The following is a 17,124-nucleotide window of genomic DNA, read 5'->3' as shown; positions in this document are numbered from 1 at the left end:
GGGGTCACCCGGCCTTCGGAGTGGGGGTCGCGCGCGAGGTGTCGGGCCCGACACCAAGCTCGTTGTCGATGAAGTCGAAGATCTGATCGGCGGAGGCGGCCTTGAGCCGGTCGGCCGCGCTGTCGTCCTCGCCCTCGGCGGCGTTCGCGCTCTTCCACCGGGTGAGGAGCGCCTCAAGCCGTGTGGTGACCTCGCCCGTCTCTCCGTCCGACAGCTGGGCGGCGAGCGCCGTCAGGGTGTTCTCCAAGCGGGTCAGGTCGCTCAGTGCGTCACCGGTGACAGCGCCCGCACCGGCGCTGGCGCCGGTCGGCCCGGCGAGCGTCTGGGCGGTCGACTCGGCTGCGGTCGACTCGGCTACGGGCGTCTCGGCTACGGGCGTCCCGCTCCCACCGGTGAGCCGCTCGCGCAGATGCCCGGCGATGGCCGTCGGCGTCGGATAGCGGAACACGAGCGCGGTGGGCAGGCGCAGGCCGGTGTCCTCCACGAGCCGGTTGCGCAGTTCGACTGCGGTGAGCGAGTCCAGGCCGAGCTGCTTGAAGGTGGCGTCGCCGCGCAGCGCCTCCGGGTCGGTGCGGCCGAGGACCGCTGCGGCGTGGCCCCGTACGGCGTCGACGAGCCGGCGGAGCTGTTCCGCGGTGGACAGGCCTGCCAGGCGGGCGGACCAGTCCGTGGGCGGCCTGCGGTCGGCGGCGGCGGTACGGCGGGTCGAAGCCTGGGCCGCGGCCAGGGCGCGCAAGGGCGCGGGCAGGGCGTCGGCCTGCTCCGCCGTCGCCAGGGCGCGGGCGACGATCCGGACGCCGAGGAGGGGACGGCCGCCGTGTCCGCGGGCGGCGTCGAGCAGGGCGGGCAGTTGTTCGGGGGCCGTGCCCTTGACGCCGGGCCTCGGCGCGGTGGGCGGTCCGTAGGTCAGCGCCAGGCCCGATGTGGTCTGGGTGTGGTGTCGCAGGGCGGTGGCCTCGCGGAAGGCGTCGGCGCCCGCGGTGGCGGCCGTCCTGGGGATGCCCAAGGCCTCGCCCGCCGGGGACAGGACTGCGAAGAGGGCCAGTGGCTGGTGGGCGGTCGCGTCGTGCAGGGCGGCCGTGACGCCGGCGCTCGCCGCCCATGTCTCGGCGACGGCGGCCTCGCTGCCGTCGGCGGTGCCGGTTTCGGTGCCGACATCGGCGCCGGTGACGTGGATGACTCCCGTGAGGGGGTGCTCCTCGTCGACGGCTGCGACGGCCTGGGCCATGGCGGCCGGGTCCGTCGGGTCGGCGGCGACGAGTCGTACGGTGGCGCCCGCCTCCCGTAACCCCGCTGCCGTTGGCTCCAGTTCACCCTCATCGGAAAGATCGGAGAGGAGGAGCAGATGCGTGCACTGTCCGGTGCGTACGAGGTGTTCGGCGAGGGCAGTCACCGCCGCGCCCGCCGATCCGACGAGCAGCACGGTGCCGTCCGGGTCGAGGGCCCGCACTCCGTCCCCGGCGTCCGCGTTCCCGAGCAAGGTGAGGCGGGGGGCGAGAACTTGGCCTGCGCGTACGGCTAGTTGGGGCTCGTTCACGGCAAGAGCGGCGGTCACGGCATGGGCCAGAGCGGGTTCGCCTGCCCCGGTCCCGGCGCTCGTGCCCGTTCCCGCGTCGGTACCCATGTCGATGAGGAACACCCGTCCCGGGTGCCTGACCTGGGCGTCCTCGATCACCCCTCGTACCGCGGCGGCTGCCGGAGCGGGAACGCACCCGTCACCCGTGGCGACCGCGCCCCGCGTGATCAGCACCAGCGGGGTATCGGCCAGACGCACGTCGGCGAGCCAGCGTGCCACTAGTGTGCCGGTTCGTCGCACCGCGGCCAGACCGGCGTCCGCCTCGCCGCCCGCGGTACCGGAAGTGTCAGCGGATACGGCGGATACGGCGGGAGCGGTGGCGAGGACGACCGACGGCACCGGCGTCCCGGCGTCGAGGGCCGCGCCCAGAGCGTCCAGGTCCCGGTACCCGTCCTCTCCGAGCCATGCCCAGGCCGAGCCATCGGCCACCGACGTGGGTGCGGATGTGTGCGCGGACAGCGCGGGCCACGGGGTCCACTGCACGGCGTACAGATCAGGCAGATGGCCTCCCGCGGCCCGCAGCTCCCGGGAGCTCGCCGCCACGAGGTCCAGCCCTTCGCACGTCAGTACCTCGGCACCGGTCGGATCACTCACCCGGATCCGCCAGGTCCGCCCGTCCTGCGCCGCCCGCCCGTCCTGTCCGTCGTCCAGCGGGGTGAGCCGGACGCGTACGGAGGTGGCGCCGGTGGCCCACAGGGACACTCCGGTCAGGGCGAAGGGCAACCACACCCGACCGTCCTTGGCCGACGGCTCGCCGAGGAGCACGGCATCGAGGAGCGCGGGGTGCAGTGCGGCGTCGAGGAGCGCGGGGTGGATGCCGAATCCGCCCGCGTCCTGGGCATCTCGGGGCAGGGCCACCTCGGCGAACAGCTCCGCGCCCCGCCGCCACAGGGCATGCAGCCCCCTGAACACCGGGCCGTAGCCGACACCTGCCTCGGCGGCGCGCTCGTAGAACTCGCTCAGGCCGAGGGGCTCGGCACCGGACGGCGGCCACACCGCGTCCGACGCACCCATGGCGTCCGGCGCACCCACAACATCCGGCGATTCCGGATCCGCCGCCCTGCGCAACGCGGTGACGGCCAGCCGCCCACTGGCGTGACAGGTCCAGGCCGCACCCCTCCCGTCGGGCCTCGCCTCGTCCTCCGGGCGGGCGTACACGTGCAACTCCCGGTGCCCGCCCCGTACATCGGCCGAACCCACCACGATCTGCACCTGTACGCCCCCGGTCTCGGGCAGCGTCAGCGGAGCCTGGAACGTGAGGTCGTCGACGCCCGCGCAACCCGCCTCGTCGGCGGCGCGCAGCGCCCATTCCGCGAGGACGGACGCGGGGACGACGGCGGTGCCGAAGAGCGTGTGCTGGGCGAGCCACGGATGGCTTTGGCGACCGATACGGCCGGTGAGCAGGCGTACGCCACCGTCGGCGAGGTCCGCGGTCGCGCCCAGGAGCGGGTGTCCGACCGCGGCGAGACCCAGCCCGGCCGCGTCCTGCGTACCCGTGGGGGCGTTCAGCCAGTAGCGGCGCCGCTGGAAGGCGTACGTGGGCAATTGCGGTCGCAGGGGAGCCGCGTCCTCGACGGCCGAGGGGTCACCCGGCGCGGACGCACCACCGACGGGGAACCAGTTCTCCCACCGGACCGCGCATCCGGCGCCGAACGCCTGCGCCAGCGAGAGGGCCAGGCGCGTCAGGCCGCCGTCCTCGCGCCGCAGCGTCGGTACGGTGACCGCGGTGACCTCGGCCTCCTCGAAGGTCTCCTGCAGACCCAGGGTGAGGACAGGGTGGCTGCTGGACTCGATGAAGACCCGGTGCCCGTCGTCGAGGAGTGCGCCGACGGCGTCGGCGAACCGGACCGGTTGCCGCAGGTTGGTGACCCAGTAGTCGGCGTCGAGGCTCGTGGTGTCGACGCGGGTCCCGGTCACGGCCGAGTAGAACGCCACCGGGGTCGGGGCCTGGGCGGGGCGGACGTCAGCCAGGACGCGGGTCAGTTCGTCCGTGATGGCGTCGACCTGCGGGCTGTGCGAGGCGTAGTCCACGTCGATGACGCGGCCCCGCAGTTCGCGCGCCTCGGCGTCGGCGACGACGGCGGCCACCTGCTCCGGGGGGCCCGAAATGACCGTGGACGAAGGTCCGTTGACGGCGGCGATGCCTACGCCCGCGTACCCCTCGATGAGTTCGGTGGCCCGGTCCCGGCCCACCCCGAGGGAGGCCATGGCACCCTTGCCCGAAAGCTGCCGCAGCGCCCGGCTGCGCAGCGCCACGATCTTGGCGCCGTCAGCCAGGGTGAGTGCCCCGGCGACGACGGCCGCCGCGATCTCGCCCTGCGAGTGCCCGACCACGGCGGCAGGTTTGACGCCGTGGTCCGCCCACACAGCGGCCAGCGACACCATCACCGCCCACAGCACCGGCTGGACGACCTCTACCCGGGACAGCTCGCTCCCGTCCCCGCGCAGCACGCCGGTCAGGGACCAGTCGACGTACGCGGACAGCGCCTGCTCACACTCGGCGATCCGCTCCGCGAACACCGGTGACTCGTTGAGGAGTTGGGCGCCCATGCCCGCCCACTGCGACCCCTGGCCGGGAAACACCAACACCGGCCCCGGGCCCACATCACGCGCAAGCCCGGTCACCACGCTTCCCGGCGTCTCCCCCGCCGCCAACTCCCCGAGACCGGCCGTCAACGCCTCCCGGCCCCTGCCCACCACCACGGCCCGGTGCTCGAAGACCGCCCGCGTCGTGATCAGCGACCGGCCGACCTCCGCCGCCCCCACACCCTCCCGACCGGACACGAACTCGGTCAGCCTGAGGGCCTGTTCACGCAGTGCCGCCTCGGTGCGGCCGGAGACCACCCACGGCAGCACGGCGCCGTCCGCCGACTCGCCGCCGGGCCCCTGTGACGCCCGCTCGGCCGCCGCCGCGCCCTTCCCGCCGCGCGCCTCTTCCAGGACGAGGTGCGCGTTCGTACCTGAGATGCCGAAGGAGGAGATCCCCGCGCGGCGCGGACGGTCGCCGCGCGGCCAGGCGACCGGCTCGGTGAGCAGCCGGACCGTGCCCGTCGACCAGTCCACGTGCGCGCTCGGTTCGTCGACGTGCAGGGTGGCGGGCAGCTGCTCATGGCGCAGCGCCATCACCATCTTGATGACGCCCGCGACGCCGGCCGCGGCCTGCGTGTGACCGATGTTGGACTTCACCGAGCCGAGCCACAACGGCCGTTCCGCGGAGCGACCTTGGCCGTACGTCGCGAGGAGCGCCTGCGCCTCGATCGGGTCGCCCAGCGTGGTGCCGGTGCCATGCGCCTCCACCACGTCGACGTCGTCCGTCGCGAGCCGTGCGTCCGCGAGCGCGGCACGGATGACGCGCTGCTGGGAGGGGCCGTTGGGGGCGGTCAGGCCGTTGCTCGCGCCGTCCTGATTGACCGCTGAGCCACGGATCACCGCGAGGACGTCGTGGCCCTTGCGCCGCGCCGCCGAGAGGCGTTCGAGGAGGACGAGGCCCACGCCCTCGCCCCAGCCGGTACCGTCGGCGCTCTCGGCGAACGGCTTGCAGCGGCCGTCGGGTGACAGGCCCCGCTGGCGCGAGAACTCCGTGAACATCCCCGGCGTGGCGAGGACGGTGGCGCCCCCGGCCAGCGCCAGATCGCACTCGCCGCGCCGCAGCGCCTGGGCCGCGAGATGGAGCGTGACCAGCGACGACGAGCACGCGGTGTCGACCGTCAGGGCGGGCCCTTCGAGGCCGAAGCTGAACGAGAGGCGGCCCGAGGCCACGCTGGGGGTACTGCCGGTCAGGAGGTAGCCGTCGGTGGACAGGGACGGTTCGTGCAGCCGGGGGCCGTAGTCCTGGCCCGTCATTCCGACGAAGACGCCGGTGGGGCTTCCCTTGAGCGCCTGCGGGGTCAGGCCCGCGCGTTCGAACGCCTCCCAGGCGCATTCGAGGAGCAGCCGTTGCTGCGGGTCGACGGCGAGCGCCTCGCGCGGGCTGATGTCGAAGAACTCGGCGTCGAAGTCGGCAGCGTCGTACAGGAATCCGCCCCGTCGCGTGGAGCTGGTGCCCGACCGTGTGGCGTCGGGGTGGAAGAGCCGGTCCAGGTCCCAGCCGCGGTCGGTGGGGAACTCGCCGGTCGCGTCGGTACCTTCGGCGACCAGCCGCCACAGGGCTTCCGGGGTGACGGCGCCGCCCGGGTAGCGGCAGCTCATGGCGACGATGGCGATCGGGTCGCCGTCCGTGCCGGGCTCGTCCGTGCGGGTGGGCGGTGCGGTGCCGGGGTCGGCTGCCCCGATGAGCCGGGCGCGCAGGTGGGCGGCCACGGCCGAGGGGGTCGGGTGGTCGAAGGTGAGGGTCGCGTGCAGCGGCAGGCCGGTCGCCGTGCCGAGCCGTTCGCTCAGCTCCGCGGCGGCCATCGAGTCGAAGCCCAGCTGTTTGAAGGTACGGGCGGTACCGATCGCGCCCGAGGCGGACCCGAGTACCGCTGCCACGTGCCTGGCGACCAGGCCGATGAGGGTGCGTTCCTGGTCGGCGGCGGTGAGTGCGGTCAGCCGGCCGGCGAGTCCGGGCCGCTCGTCGGCCCCCGCGTCCGCCATCGCCCGTTCGCAGGGAGCGACCCGTCGGCTGTCCGTCGCGTCCGCCCGCGCCTCCCCCCGTACCAGGCCCTCCACCGCCGCGCCCACGGCGCTCGGCCCCGTGCCGGTGTCCGGCCAGTGCCGCTCCCGCTGGAAGGCGTAGGTGGGCAGGCTCGGGCGGCGCCCGGCGCGTACCGCGTCGCTGTCGTACGCGGCGGTGAAGTCGATGTCGCAGCCGCGCACGTACGCCTGGGCCAGGGCCGTCATGAACGTGACCGTCTCGTCGCGGCCCCGGCGGCACGCGGCCACCGTCGCGGGGCGCGGGCCGCCCGGCCCCGTGGACGGGGAGAAGCAGGCGCGGGCCATCGCGGACAGCGGTGCGTCGGGGCCGAGTTCGACGAAGGTGGTGACACCGCGTTCGCACAGCGCGCGCACACCGGACAGGAAGCGCACGGGCTCGCGCGCGTGCCGCGCCCAGTACTCGGGATCGGCGTGCTCGGTGCCGGTCACGGGCTCGCCGGTGACGTTGGAGACGACCGGGATGGCCGGTGCGTGGAAGGTCAGGCCCGCGGCGACGGCGCGCAGCTCGTCGAGGACGCAGTCCATGTGCGGCGAGTGAAAGGCGTGGCTGACGTGCAGGCGGTGTGCCTTGCGTCCCCGTCCGCGCCAGGCGGCGGTCAGCTCGTCGACGGTGTCGCGGTCGCCGGAGATCACCACGGCGTCGGGGCCGTTGACGGCGGCGACGGTGGCTCGCCGCTCATGGCCGGTGAGGAGTTCGGCCGCTTCGTCCGGGCTCGCCTGCCACGCGGCCATCGCGCCGGGCGCGCGTACGGCCTGCATGAGGCGGCCGCGGGCGGCCACCAGAGCGCTCGCGTCCGGCAGCGAGAGGACACCGGCCACGTGCGCGGCGGTGATCTCGCCGACCGAGTGGCCAAGGACGTAGTCGGGTCGCAGCCCGAAGGAGATGGCCAGGCGGTACAGGCTCGTCTCGATCGCGAACAGCGCGGGCTGGGTGTAGGCGGTCCGATCGAGGAGCGCCCGGTGTTCGCTTCCCTCGCCGAAGACGATGTCGCGCAGCGGGCGGTCCAGATGGACGTCCAGCGCCGCGAAGGCCTCGTCCAGGGCAGCGGCGAACACGGGGTACGCGGCGTACAACTGCCTTCCCATGCCCGGTTGTTGGGAGCCCTGTCCGCTGAAGAGGAAGGCCGTCCTGCCGTCGTCGTGCGCCTCGCCGCGCACCACGGCGGCGGTGTCCGCGCCCTCGGCCAGTGCGGTCAGGGAGTCGAGCAGGTCGGTGGTGCCGCTCCCGAGCAGGACCGCGCGGTGGGTGAGGGACGCGCGGGTGGTGGCGAGCGCGTGGCCGATGTGCGCGGCGTCGGGGGCGGCGGGGCTGTCGGCCAGGTGTGCGCGCAGTCTTCCGGCCTGGGCGCGCAGCGCGGGGGCGCTGTGCGCGGTGACCGGCCAGGGAATGGGTGGCGTGCCGGTCCCTGTCGAGGCCCTGCCCTGCTGCGAGGCCGACGCGTCGGGCCGCACGGCATGTTCCGAGGCAGACGTCTCGACCGGCTCCGCGGCCAGCACGACGTGGCTGTTCGTGCCGCCCATGCCGAACGAGGACACCCCGGCGATCAGGGGGAGTCCGGGGCGCGGCCAGTCGCCCGTTCGCCGCTGGACGGTCAGGCCGAGGTCGCTCAGGGGTATGGCCGGGTTCGGGGTGGTGAAGTTCAGGCTCGGCGCGAGCTGCCCGTGGTGGATGCTCAGCGCCGTCTTGAGCAGGCCGACGATGCCGGCGGCGGCTTCGAGGTGGCCGACGTTCGTCTTGGTGGAGCCGACCGCCAGCGGTGCGGTGCGCGCCGGGTCCCGGCCGAGGGCGGCGCCGAGCGCGGCTGCCTCGATCGGGTCCCCGACAGGCGTGCCGGTGCCGTGCAGTTCGACGTACTGGACCTGGTCCGGCGTCACCCCGGCCCGTCGGCAGGCCAGCCGCACCACGTCCCGCTGCGCCTGTCCGCTGGGCAGGGTGAGGCCGTCGGTCGCGCCGTCGCTGTTGACGGCGCTCCCCCGGATCACGCAGTAGACCGTGTCGCCGTCGCGCCGGGCCGCCGCGAGCGGCTTGAGCACCACGAGTCCGCCGCCCTCACCGCGTACGAAACCGTCGGCGCGGGCGTCGAAGGTGTGGCAGCGGCCGGTGGCGGAGAGACCGCCGAAGCGGGCCGCCGCCAGCTCGGTGCTGTGCGGGGAGCAGATGAGGTTGACACCGCCCGCGAAGGCGACCTCGCTCTCGCCGCCGCGGAGGCTCTCGCAGGCCAGGTGCACGGCGACGAGCGAGGAGGACTGCGCGGTGTCGACGGTCAGGCTCGGCCCCGCCAGGTGGTACGTGTACGAGATGCGGTTGGCCAGGATGCTGCGGTGGACGCCGGTCATGGTGTGCCGGGAGACGGTGTCTTCGGTGCCGCCCTTCAGGGTGTGCGCGTGGTCCAGGACGTGCGTGTAGTCGTCCCAGAGGGCGCCGACGAAGACTCCGGTGCGGCTGTGCGCCAGGGTGGACGGCGGGATGCCCGCGTCCTCAAGGGCCTCCCAGCTCAGTTCGAGGAGCAGCCGCTGCTGGGGGTCCATCGTCACGGCTTCGCGCGGGCCGATGTGGAAGAACGCCGCGTCGAATCCGTCGATCCGGTCCAGGTAGCCGCCGGGCCCGTGCAGGCCGGAGTCGGCTCGCCGGTGTTCGGGCGGTGCGGCGCGCACCGCGCTGCGCCCCTCGCGCAACAGCTCCCAGAACGCGTCCGGGCCATCGGCTCCGGGCAGCCGGCAGGCCATCCCGACGACCGCGACCGGCTCGGACACGGGGCGACGACTCGCGTCGGCCGGGTAGGACGACGACGCCGAAGCCGCCGAAGGCGCCGAGGGCGTGGCCATCACGTCAGCTGCGGTCGCGCTGGGAACAACTGGCTGCCACAAGACATCAACGGCGCTCCCGGTCCGAAATCGGAGATCGCTTCGAGTACCGGGCTCATCGTGGGCGGGCTCTCTAAAGGCGAACCAAACCCCGGCTAGCCACCCGCCGCTTTAGAGGCGCGCTATGGCGTGCGGCCAGCATCGGGGTCGAGCGGCACCGGCGACGTCGTGTCGGAGTGTCCGCGGCGGAGCGGGACGAGAGGGAGTGCGATGGACAGGGGCACGGCGCGGGTACCGCAGAAGACCGGGTCCGGGGTGTGGCTGCGCCGCTACCACGACGCCGCGGCGGCACCGGTGAGGCTGGTGTGTTTTCCGTTCGCGGGCGGTTCCGCGAGCTACTACTTCGGGCTCTCCGGGCTGCTCGCACCCGGCATCGAGGTGCTGTCCGTGCAGTATCCGGGGCGCCAGGACCGGCATGCGGAGCCGTGCCTGGAGTCGGTGGCCGAGCTGGCCGACGGCGTGGTGGCCCATCTGCCCGCGGACGGGAAGCCGTTCGCCCTGTTCGGTCACAGCCTGGGCGCCATCGTGGCGTTCGAGGTGGCGCGGCGTCTGCGGGGTCCGGCGGGTCCCGGCCTGCCGGTGCACCTGTTCGCCTCCGGAGGGATCGCGCGGCCCTACCGGCCCGCCGGTGGGGCCAGGCAGTTCGGGGACGCGGACCTCCTGGCCCACCTGCGGGCGATGGGCGGCACCGACGAGCGGTTCTTCGCCAGTCCTGAGCTGCAGGAACTGATCCTTCCCGCGCTGCGGGCCGACTACCGGGCCGTGGGCACCTACGAGGCGCCAGGACCCGGGCGTCTCGCCTGCCCGATCACGGCGCTGATCGGTGACGCCGATGGGCGGACCACCCCGGAGGAGGCCGCGGCCTGGCGGGAGCGCACCGCGGCGGGGTTCGATCTGCGGGTGCTGCCCGGCGGCCACTTCTACCTCGACGGCTGCCAGGAGCGGGTGGCCGACGTCATCGCGGCCGCGCTGGTGGCGGGGCCGGGGGCATGACACAGGCCGTGTAGGGGCGGACGGGCCCCTGGCGTGCTCCGCCGAGGGAAGTCGGAGCACGCCAGGTTGGACCGTACGCGGCAGCCGGGGGGACCGTGGCCGCGCGCGGTCGCCTCTCCCCCTGTGGGCCCCGCGCCCCTGCGGGGGATGTGAGAGGCGCGGGGGTCGTACGCGGCTGCCGAGGCCCGCCGCGTACGACGTCGGTCGAGGGGCGGGGAGGTGTTCCGCCCCTCCACGCCACGTCAGGGCCGCAGGTTCTCCAGGCAGTGGAGCGCCTCGTCCAGCGTGGTCGCGAAGTCCATCTCCGGGTCGTTGGCCCAGTCCATGGAGATCTGCAGCATCACTCCGAAGACGGCCCCGGTGTAGGCGCGCACCGCGGGGTCGCGCGGATCGCGTCCGGCCCGTTTGGCCACCTGCTCGCCCATGAGCTCCATGGTCTGGCTGATGTTTCCCAGACTGGCGCCCCAGAGCTCCGGCTCGGAGAGGATCAGGACGAACCGCTCGCGCTGGAGCGCCAGTTCCTGTTCGGGGATGTCCTCCAGTATCGATCGGATGGCTTGCCGTTCGGCCTGGATCGGTGACAGGTCGGGCGACTGGGCCTGGAACATCATCGCGAAGGGCAGGTCGTAGTCGTGAGAGAAGACCAGGTCCTGCTTGGTCGCGAAGTAGCGGAAGACGGTGCTGGGGGCGACCTCGGCGGCTTCGGCGATCTGCTCGATGGTCGTGGCGGAGTAGCCCTGTTCCCTGAACAAGCGCACCGCCTCCCGCTGAATCGCGGCCTTCGTTCTGGCCTTCTTGCGTTCTCTCAGTCCAGGCACAGTTTTGCCCTGGTCAGACTGCGTCTGCGGCTTCATGCTCAGATTCTGCGGGCTGGGCGGTGCTCTGACCAACATGGCGGGGCAGCCACACCACTGCGAGCAGCACGCCGAGCAGGCCGAGGGCTCCGGACACCACGAGGACGACGTCGAGGGCGTGGACGTACGCGGCGCGCACCGAGTCGGCGAGCCCGTTGGACTTGATCGCCTTGGCGACCGCCAGACCGCCGAAGACGGAGTCCTTGACCGCGCCGTGGGCTTGTTCGGGCACGCCGTCGAGGTCGAGCTTGCCGCGGTAGCCGGAGTTGAGGACGGAGCCGAGGATGGCCGCGCCGAAGCTGCCGCCGAGGGTGCGGATCGACTGGTTGACGCCGGATCCGACGCCTGCGGAGTCCTCCGAGAGGGCGCCGAGGGCCGCGTCCATGGCGGTGGGCAGGGCGATGCCGAGGCCGAGACCGTACGCCGCCGTCCATGCGGCGGCCAGGCCGGTGCCGCTGTCGGTCGCGGTGGTGGCGCCGTAGAACAGCGCGGCGGCCAGCAGGGCGAAGCCGATGCCGACCGAGGTCTTCGGGCCGAGCCCCTTGGCGACCTTGTTGGCGACGGTCACGCCCACGAGCAGGCCGCCGACCATCGGCAGCAGCCGGAAGCCGCTGCCCATCGCGTCGGTGCCGAGGACCGCCTGGTAGTACTGCGGCATGGTGAACAGCACACCGAACATGGTGAAGTTGATCACCGTGCCGAGCATGGTGCCCGAGGTGAACCGGGCCGAGCGGAACAGCGAGAGGTCGACCAGCGGGTCGGCCGTCCTCTTCTCCCAGAAGACGAAGACCACGATGGCGAGCGCGCCGCCGAGGGTCGGCACGAGCGTGGTGACGTCGGTCCAGCCCTTCTCGCCGCCCTGGATGACGCCGTACGTCATCGCGGCGAGACCCACGCTGGAGAAGACCAGGCCACCGATGTCGAACGGCTTGGCCTCCTTGGCCTTGGACTCCGGCAGCCAGGCGGACACCGCGAGGAAGGCGAGGATCACCACCGGCACGTTGATCAGGAAGACCGAGCCCCACCAGAAGTGGTTGAGGAGGTAGCCGCCCAGGATGGGGCCGAGCGGATAGGCCAGCATGGCCGCGCCCGCCACCGCTCCGATCGCCTTGGGCCGCTCCTCGTCGGAGAACATCACCGGCAGCAGCGACAGCGTGGTCGGCATGATCAGCGCGGCGCCGAGGCCGAGGACCGCACGCGCGCCGATGAACGTGCCCGAGGACGTGGCGTAGGCGCAGGCGAGCGAGCTGATGCCGAAGATCACCAGCGCCGTGAGCAGGACCTTCTTGCGCCCGAAGCGGTCACCGAGCATGCCCGCGGGGATCATTCCGGCCGCGAACACCAGCGTGTACGACGTGACGAACCACTGCAGTTCGACGTTGTTCGCACCCAGATCGTCGGCCATGGCCGGCAGCGCCAGGCTGAGGATCGTCACATCGAAGCCCACAACCATCGACGCGAGCACGAGAGCCCCGACGGCCCACCACCGCCGCGCACCCAGATCTGACACGAGAGTCGACCTCCTAAAGAGAGCTCAATCTTTAGTCGGAGCCTACTCTCATTTTTTTCGGCGCGGTACCACCCGTTCCGTAAGAGCCTGTGTCATATCCCCGGTCGGATCAGTGGGCGTCGTCTGGTGCGTGCGATCGCAAGGCGCCGGGAAGCCCTCGTAGCGGAGCTACTAGGGCTTTTCGGCAACGCGGCGAGCGTGCGTGCCAGGCGGCGACCACCCGGCCGGGGATATGACACAGGCTCTAAGGGAGCCGTCAAGACGCGCGGGCCCCCAGTAGGGGTGGTCGCGGAGTGCCCTTAGGGGCTGTTGAGGGGCAGGGCTGGGGTTGTGACCGCCCGCGGCGCGCCGTGACGCTGAGGCCGTGACGAAGAACGCGACGACCAAGAAGCCCCCGACGGTGAACAAGACCGTCGCCCCCGAGCCCAGCGACATCGGCCACTACTACGACCACAAGGTCTTCGATCTGATGACCCAGCTCGGAGACGGCAACCTGCACTACGGCTACTGGTTCGACGGCGGCGCCCAGGAAGCCACGTTCGACCAGGCCATGGTCCAGATGACGGACGAGATGATCCGGCGTCTCGACCCCGGCCCCGGCGACCGCGTCCTCGACATCGGCTGCGGCAACGGCACCCCGGCCATGCAGCTGGCCCGCGCCCGCGACGTCGAGGTGGTCGGCATCTCGGTGAGCGCCCGCCAGGTCGAGCGCGGCAACCGCCGGGCGCGCGAGGCCGGCCTCGCCGACCGCGTCAGGTTCGAGCAGGTCGACGCCATGAACCTGCCGTTCGACGACGGGTCCTTCGACCACTGCTGGGCCCTGGAGTCCATGCTGCACATGCCCGACAAGCAGCAGGTCCTCACCGAGGCGCTGCGCGTCGTGAAGCCCGGCGCGCGGATGCCCATCGCCGACATGGTCTATCTCAACCCCGACCCCGGCAAGCCGCGCACCGCCACCGTCAGCGACACCACCATCTACGCCGCGCTCACCGACATCGGGGACTACCCCGACATCTTCCGCGCGGCCGGCTGGACGGTCCTGGAACTGACCGACATCACCCGCGAGACCAACAAGACCTACGACGGATACGTCGAGTGGATCCGCGCCCACCGGGAGGAGTACGTCGACATCATCGGCGTCGAGGGCTACGAACTCTTCCTGCACAACCAGGCCGCCCTCGGCAAGATGCCCGAGCTCGGGTACATCTTCGCGACCGCGCAGCGCCCCTGAGAGGGCCCGCCCGTGAAGAACCTCCGCGTCCCCGTCTCGAAGACCGTCACCCTCAACGTCCGGCACCTGCCCGCAGCGGGTAAGGGAGCCGTGGGCCGCCCGTACCTGCTGCTGCACGGCATGCTCTCGAACGCCCGTATGTGGGACGAGGTCGCCGGACGCGTGGCCGCTGCAGGACACCCGGTCTACGCCGTCGACCACCGCGGCCACGGCGACTCGGACGCGCCGCCGGACGGCTACGAGAACGCGGCGGTCGTCGCGGACCTGATAGCGGCGGTCACCGCCCTCGGCCTGTCCGGCGCCCTGGTGGCCGGCCACTCCTGGGGCGCGCACCTGGCGCTGCGCCTCGCGGCCGGGCGGCCCGACCTGGTGTCCGGTCTGGTCCTGATCGACGGCGGCTGGTACGAGTTCGACGGGCCGGTGATGCGGGCCTTCTGGGAACGCACCGCCGACGTGGTCCGCCGGGCGCAGCAGGGCACCACCAGCGCGGCCGACATGCGCGCCTACCTGAAGGCCACCCACCCCAACTGGTCGCCGGCCTCCGTCGAGGCGCGCCTCGCGGACTACCGGATCGGGCCGGACGGAATGCTCGTCCCCCGCCTCACCGCCGAGCAGGTCATGTCGATCGTGGAGAGCCTGCAGCGGGAGGCCCCCGCCGACTGGTACCCGAGGATCGCCGTCCCGGTCCGACTGCTGCCCATCATCCCGGCCATCCCTCAACTCTCCGACCAGGTACGGGCGTGGGTGGCCGCCGCCGAAGCGGCCCTGGACCGGGTGACCGTGCGCTGGTACCCCGGCTCCGACCACGACCTGCACGCCGGGGCGCCCGACGAGATCGCGGCCGACCTCCTGCGACTGGCACGCGAGCTGGACGCGCCCGCGGGAGCGCCGCGGCCCGGCGGCAAGACGGGGGTTAGACCCGCTTAAGCAGCCGCGGCAACCCTGGCAGCGACAGGGTGCGGTGCACGCCCGCCCGCCCCGTACTCGGTCTCCTTGAGGCTCCTTGAGGCTCCCACCTGAGGCTTCACGCGCGAGAACAGGAAGGCTGACCATTCCCGTGGCGAATGAAGAGAAGCTCGTCGAATACCTCAAGTGGACGACCGCCGAACTGCACCAGGCGCGGCAGCAGCTGCGCGAGCTGAGGGCCGCGCGCCACGAACCGATCGCCGTCGTCTCCATGGCCTGCCGTCTGCCCGGCAAGACCCGCACCCCCGACGACTTGTGGGACCTCGTCTCCGAGGGGCGCGACGCCGTCACCGGTTTCCCCGACGACCGCGCCTGGGAGCTCCCCGAGGAACCCCCGTACGCGGAACTCGGCGGCTTCCTCGACGACGCGGCCGGATTCGACGCGGGCTTCTTCGGCATCGGCGCGACGGAGGCCGTGGCCACCGAACCGCTGCAGCGCCTGATGCTGCACCTCGCCTGGGAGACCGTCGAGCGCGCCCGCATCGCCCCGCACACCCTGCGCTCCTCCCTCACCGGCTGCTACGTCGGCGCCACCGGGCACGACTACGCGACGCGCCTGGAGACCGCGCCCGATGAGCTGCTCCCCTACCTCGGCGGCGGCACGTCCGGCAGCCTCGTCTCCGGGCGGATCGCCTACGCCCTCGGCCTTGAAGGCCCCGCGATCAGCGTGGACACGGCCTGCTCGTCGTCGCTGGTCGCCATCCACCTGGCCTGTCAGGCGCTGCGCCGCGGGGAGTGCTCCCTCGCGCTCGCCGGTGGCGGCACGGTGATGTCGACGCCGCACACGTTCCACGCGTTCGCCCACCAGAAGTCCCTTGCGCCGGACGGCCGTTGCAAGCCGTTCGCCGCGGCGGCGGACGGCATGGGCCTGGGCGAAGGGGTCGGCCTCGTCCTCCTGGAGCGGCTCGGCGACGCGCAGCGGAACGGCCACCCCGTGCTGGCCGTCATCCGCGGCTCCGCCGTCAACCAGGACGGTGCAGGCTACGGCCTCGCCGCCCCCAACGGCCCCTCCCAGCAGCAGGTGATCCGCGCCGCCCTCGCCGACGCCCGGCTCGCCCCCGACCAGGTCGACGCCGTCGAGGCGCACGGCACGGGCACGCCCATCGGCGACGCCATCGAGGTGCAGGCCCTCCTGGCCACCTATGGTGCGGACAGGACCGCCGACCGGCCGCTGTGGCTCGGCTCCGTCAAATCCAACACGGGCCACACGCAAGGTGCCGCCGGCAGCGCCGCGGTCATCAAGATGGTGCAGGCCCTGCGGCACGGCACGCTGCCCCCGACCCTCCACGTGGACCGTCCCACGCCCCTCGCGGCCTGGAAGAAGGGCGGGGTCCAGCTGCTCACCGAGGCGGTCGACTGGCCCCGCCGCACGGAGCCACGGCGGGTCGGCATCTCCGCGTTCGCCACGTCCGGCACGAACGCCCACCTCATCCTGGAAGAGCCTCCGGCCCCCGCGGAACCGGCTCAGGACGCGCCCACCGACCCCGCTGCCCCCGCGCGTCCGCCGGTGGTCTGGCCCCTCTCCGCACGCACCCCCCAAGCGCTCCGGGCGCAGGCCGACGCCCTCGTCACCCACCTGTCCGCCGCCGACCCCACGCCCTCGCCCGCCGAGGTCGCGTACGCGCTGGCCGGCACCCGCAGCCCCATGGAGCACCGCGCGGTCCTCACCGGCGCGGACCCCGCCGAACTCCTCGCCGCCACGCGCGCGCTGGCGGCGGGCGACGACCACCCGGCCCTGGTCCGCACCTCCCCCGACGACAGTCCCACAGCCCCCGAGAAGGCCGTCTGGCACTTCGACGGCGGCCCGTCGCCCGACGCCGAAGCGGGCGCCGACCTGTACGCGGCCTTCCCCGCGTTCGCGACCGCCTTCGACGAGGCCCGCGGCCTCCTCGGCACGCATCTGGCCAGCCCCCTGCCCGCCGGGCCCCTGCGCTTCGCGGTCCAGGCCGCGCTCGCCCGTCTACTCCTCGACGCCGGGGTCCACCCGCACACGCTCACCGGGGACGGCGTCGGCCACATCGCTGCCGCCTACGCCGCCGGCGTCCTCGGCCTGGATGACGCGTGCCGCCTGGCCGCCGCCCACGCCACGGCCACCGCCGACGGCACCCGGCCTCCCACGCCGGATGCCTACGACCCCGTACTGCAACAGCTGACGTTCCAGCCCCCCACGCTCACCCTCACGAGCACCGCCCCGAACGGCGCCCCTGTCACCACGCCCGCCTACTGGCACCACCACCTCACCACACCCCCCACCGCCACACCCCCCGACCCCGACGCCCCCACACTTCTCCGCCTCGGCGACCACTCCCCCCACACCCTGCTCAGCGCGCTCGCCGAGATGTACGTCAAGGGCGGCGCCGTCGACTGGACCCCACTCGTCCGGCGCACGCCCCACCCCCGGCCCGTCGACCTCCCGACGTACCCCTTCCAGGCCACGCGTTACTGGCTGCACGACCACACCGCGCACCCTTCGGTGTGACACGCCACCAACCCACTC

Annotated in this window: 7 protein-coding genes; 4 read left to right on the top strand and 3 right to left on the bottom strand. The window is 73.1% G+C overall.

Features of this window, described 5'->3' with window-relative positions; genetic code table 11:
• Nucleotides 1–4 precede the first annotated feature (4 nt).
• Nucleotides 5–9,034, bottom strand: coding sequence for a type I polyketide synthase (locus AC07DI_RS05180; RefSeq protein WP_478902258.1), 9,030 nt, complete (start codon nucleotides 9,032–9,034; stop codon nucleotides 5–7).
• A 249-nt stretch (nucleotides 9,035–9,283) separates the two neighbouring features.
• Between AC07DI_RS05180 and AC07DI_RS05175 the strand changes: the two genes are divergently transcribed.
• On the top strand, nucleotides 9,284–10,066 hold the full coding sequence (locus AC07DI_RS05175) for a thioesterase II family protein (protein ID WP_478902257.1): 783 nt from the start codon (nucleotides 9,284–9,286) through the stop codon (nucleotides 10,064–10,066).
• 242 nt (nucleotides 10,067–10,308) lie between these two features.
• Here AC07DI_RS05175 and AC07DI_RS05170 read toward each other — a convergent pair whose 3' ends face one another.
• Both AC07DI_RS05170 and AC07DI_RS05165 read right to left on the bottom strand, forming a co-directional pair.
• A complete protein-coding gene (locus AC07DI_RS05170) occupies nucleotides 10,309–10,824 on the bottom strand; it encodes an acyl-CoA-like ligand-binding transcription factor (RefSeq protein WP_478902255.1) in 516 nt (171 codons plus the stop codon).
• Nucleotides 10,825–10,897: 73 nt separating this feature from the next.
• Entirely contained in the window at nucleotides 10,898–12,430 is a 1,533-nt protein-coding gene (locus tag AC07DI_RS05165) for a DHA2 family efflux MFS transporter permease subunit (RefSeq protein ID WP_478902254.1), read from the bottom strand.
• Nucleotides 12,431–12,794: 364 nt separating this feature from the next.
• Between AC07DI_RS05165 and AC07DI_RS05160 the strand changes: the two genes are divergently transcribed.
• From AC07DI_RS05160 to AC07DI_RS05150, 3 genes are all read left to right on the top strand, one after another.
• On the top strand, nucleotides 12,795–13,661 hold the full coding sequence (locus tag AC07DI_RS05160) for an SAM-dependent methyltransferase (protein ID WP_478902252.1): 867 nt from the start codon (nucleotides 12,795–12,797) through the stop codon (nucleotides 13,659–13,661).
• A gap of 12 nt (nucleotides 13,662–13,673) precedes the next feature.
• A complete protein-coding gene (locus AC07DI_RS05155; protein WP_384247327.1) occupies nucleotides 13,674–14,588 on the top strand; it encodes an alpha/beta fold hydrolase in 915 nt (304 codons plus the stop codon).
• Nucleotides 14,589–14,718: 130 nt separating this feature from the next.
• On the top strand, nucleotides 14,719–17,106 hold the full coding sequence (locus AC07DI_RS05150; RefSeq protein WP_478902250.1) for a type I polyketide synthase: 2,388 nt from the start codon (nucleotides 14,719–14,721) through the stop codon (nucleotides 17,104–17,106).
• Nucleotides 17,107–17,124: the final 18 nt, after the last annotated feature.

It is taken from the genome of Streptomyces sp. NPDC044106 (genome assembly GCF_056433985.1).
This window is presented reverse-complemented; position numbering and strand designations above follow the sequence as displayed.

Bases quoted from the DNA above. Each gene is read 5' to 3' on its own strand.
- AC07DI_RS05180 (WP_478902258.1), bottom strand. From the start codon at position 9,034: ATGGCCACGCCCTCGGCGCCTTCGGCGGCTTCGGCGTCGTCGTCCTAC.
- AC07DI_RS05175 (WP_478902257.1), top strand. From the start codon at position 9,284: ATGGACAGGGGCACGGCGCGGGTACCGCAGAAGACCGGGTCCGGGGTG.